Origin of the sequence: Rhizobium ruizarguesonis, assembly GCF_012349115.1 — a bacterium.
Classification (GTDB): Bacteria; Pseudomonadota; Alphaproteobacteria; order Rhizobiales; family Rhizobiaceae; genus Rhizobium; species Rhizobium ruizarguesonis.
On sequence record NZ_PQIG01000151.1, the window covers coordinates 1 to 3,309 of the forward strand.

Below are 3,309 nucleotides of genomic sequence, written 5' to 3' on the forward strand. Positions count from 1 at the left end.
CCCAATGAATCACAAACCCCTGGACGGTGCCAGGGGTTTGTCAGCAGTCTGAGGCGCCTGAGAGATCAGGCGCCTTTTTGCATTCGAGAATAGATGCGTTATCGCGCGACGTGCGTCAGGCAGCGTTCGACGTCTGCTCTTCGTTGAGGAAGGCATAGATCGCCTGGGAGGAATCGGTGGCGCGCAGCTTGGCGACCAGATCGTGATCGCGCAGCACGCGGGCGATACGCGATAGAGCCTTGAGATGATCGGCGCCCGCGCCCTCCGGCGCAAGCAGCAGGAACACGAGATCGACCGGCTGGTCGTCCAGCGCCTCGAAATCGACCGGCTGCTCCAGCCGAGCAAAGATGCCGACGATCGAATGGATGTTTCCCAGCTTGCCGTGGGGAATGGCGATGCCGTTGCCGACGCCGGTCGAGCCCAAGCGTTCGCGCTGCAGGATAACGTCGAAGATCTCCCGTTCGGAAAGCCCGGTGATCCTGGCGGCTCTTGCAGCCAATTCCTGAAGCAACTGTTTCTTGGAATTTACTCTGAGGGCGGGAATGATCGCATCCTGATGGAGCAAATCTGCCAATGCCATTTCTTTTTCCTTCTGTCGCCGGGATCAAATGCAAGGAGCGGCGGCAACACCGCCGCTCACCACGCTGATCTCAGCCTTTGATACTGGCTGAATCGATCCAGCCAATATTTCCGTCGTGCCGACGGTAAACAATGTTCAGATGTTCCTTGCCGGGGCTGCGGAACAGGAGAAGCGGCTCGTCGGTCATGTCGAGCGCCATCACGGCGGTGGCGACCGACATGGTCTTCAGCTGCTTCGTGCTTTCAGCGACGATCGCCGGAGCGAAATCGTCGGCGATTTCATCATCGTGATCAGGAACGGAATCCATAACCGTGTAGGAGACCTCTGCAAAACCATTCAGATGGTTTCCGGCGTGATGGTCCTTCAGCTTGCGCTTGTAACGCCGCAGCCGTTTTTCGATCCGCTGCGAGGCGGCGTCGAAAGCCAACTGCGGGTCGGTCGCCTCGCCGGCCGCATGCAGTACCACGCCGCTGTCGAGATGCAGCTTGCAATCCGCCGAGTAACGAGAACTCGCCTTTTCCACGGTCACCTGGCCGGAATATCCCCCGTCGAAGTATTTCGTGATGGCCATACCAATTTGGTCCTCGATCTTTTGACGGAAGGATTCACCAATTTCCATATGTTTCCCGGATACACGCACACTCATGGAGTTTCCCTTCTTATGGTCGTTTGCGGGTATCAGTTTACGCCAAGCCTCAGGTTCATCCAAGCACTTCGCACAATCTCAAGCAAGATCGGCTTAGGCCTGCGGGTCCTTGGTACCCTTCTGATGCTGGGGATAACTACAGACGCCGTTCGCGGCATCGATTGCGGCGGGCTTCTAGCCAGAGGTTACCGAAAAGTCAATAGGGCGAGAATCACCATCGGCGGCGCCCGGGTAACGTGTAGTCGATACCTTGCTGGGCAAGTTATGCCGCCGATTGCCACCCCATCAACTTTATGCGCTTCGCGCTTGCGTTGCGCTCGCCCTCGCGGGGATCGTCATGGCTGCGACACCTGATATGATGCAGACGAGTCCGACCCAGGCCGTCTGGCTCAGCCTTTCGCCGAGGAAGACGATGCCGATCGCAACACCGATCGGCACTCTGAGATAGGCTTGCGAGGTGGTTCCGACCGAACCCAGCGTCTGGACGAGACGGAAATAGATCGTAAAGGCAAGGGCCGTCGAAAAGGCGGAGAGGGCAAGCAGCGCCAGCATCGATGCCGCCGACGGATTGATTTCCCATGGCCGATCGACGACGAGGCTCATAGGCAGGAGAATGGCCGCGCCTGAAATCAACGAGCCGGCCGCCGGCACTGCGGGATCGAGCCCCTTGAAGTTCTTGCTGAAAATCGCGGCACCTGCATAGCAGATGGTCGCCAGGATGATGGCAAGCTGCGCCATCAGGCTTTCGCCGAGACCGCCGAGCGCTTCGACGCCGATGACGAGGCAGATGCCGGCAAGCCCGGCCATGACGCCGAAAAGCCGTCGCAGCGTCACCTGCTCATGGCGGGTCATCAGCACGGTCAGCAGGAAGGCGAAGATCGGCGTTGCCGAATTCAGGATCACCGCCAATCCGGCATCGACGGACTGTTCTGCCCAGGCGATCAGCGTGAAGGGGACGACGCTGTTCAGACAGGCTTGAACGAAAAACCGGCGCCAGGTCGCACCATCGCGCGGCAGACGGACACGCCGGTGGCGCAGCACGGCAAGTAGAATACCGCCGGCAATCAGCGTGCGGGCGGCGATCAACGTTATCGGCGGGATGGTCTCGACGCCGATCTTGATGAAGCTATAGGAGGAACCCCAGAGGGTCGCCAGCACCAGCAGCAGGAAAAGCTCCCTGGCAAGGTTCGGAATTTGCGGCGTCATCGTCGGCATTTCGATCTTCGTTCAAGAAAATTCAAAGGGTTGCAGCGCCGTTGCGTCTGAAAAGACGCAGGCCTGGAGAGGAATAACGGGATTTGCGGGCAGGATGCTTCGATCCAGGTCGAAGCATGACAGGGTCAGAAGCCGGCGACCTTGGCGAGCGCTCGCTTCTCGCGACGGCGCTGCACCGAAGAAGCGATGTTCATCGCCTCCCGGTATTTCGCAACCGTGCGGCGGGCAAGATCGACGCCGCCCTTTTTCAGCATGTCGACGATATCGTCGTCGGAAAGCACCGCCTCCGGGCTCTCCTGCAGGATCAGCGCACGGATCTTGTGACGCACGGCCTCGGCCGAATGGCTATCGCCGCCAGCGACGGCGCTGATCGAGACGGTGAAGAAATATTTGAGTTCGAAGAGGCCGCGCGGCGTCAGCATATATTTGTTCGACGTGACGCGGCTGACTGTGGATTCATGCATCTTGATCGCCTCGGCGACCGTTTTCAGGTTCAGCGGGCGCAGGTAGTCGACGCCATGCAGCAGGAAGGCGTCCTGCTGGCGGACGATTTCGCTTGCCACCTTCATGATGGTTTTTGCCCGCTGGTCGAGGCTGCGGGTCAGCCAGTTGGCGCTCTGCAGGCAATCGGAGAGGAAGGCGTGATCCTCTCCATTGCGGGTCACGCGGGAAAAATAGGACTGGTTGACCAGCACGCGCGGCAGCGTATCCGGATTGAGCTCGACCAGCCAGCCGCCCTCCGAGGAGGCTCTGACGACCACATCCGGCATGATCGCTTCGGAAACACCCGCCTCGAAACCGCTGCCCGGCTTGGGATTGAGCTGGCGGATCTCGCCGAGCATGTCGAGAAGATCTTCCTCGTCGACGC

General features: G+C 59.7%; 4 protein-coding genes. All 4 read right to left on the reverse strand.

Annotated elements, in window-relative coordinates:
- Window positions 1–115 precede the first annotated feature (115 nt).
- Window positions 116–580, reverse strand: a complete 465-nt coding sequence (ptsN, locus tag C3Y91_RS37510) for a PTS IIA-like nitrogen regulatory protein PtsN (protein WP_018070085.1) — start codon at window positions 578–580, stop codon at window positions 116–118.
- 70 nt (window positions 581–650) lie between these two features.
- Window positions 651–1,226 carry a ribosome hibernation-promoting factor, HPF/YfiA family gene (gene hpf / locus C3Y91_RS37515; RefSeq protein ID WP_017958734.1) on the reverse strand — a complete coding sequence of 192 codons (576 nt, stop codon included), beginning with the start codon at window positions 1,224–1,226 and terminating at the stop codon, window positions 651–653.
- 291 nt (window positions 1,227–1,517) lie between these two features.
- A complete protein-coding gene (locus tag C3Y91_RS37520) occupies window positions 1,518–2,441 on the reverse strand; it encodes a DMT family transporter (RefSeq protein WP_168576453.1) in 924 nt (307 codons plus the stop codon).
- Between the two features lie 125 nt (window positions 2,442–2,566).
- Window positions 2,567–3,309: RNA polymerase factor sigma-54 (locus C3Y91_RS37525; protein WP_168576454.1), on the reverse strand; the 743-nt coding region annotated here is incomplete at its 5' end.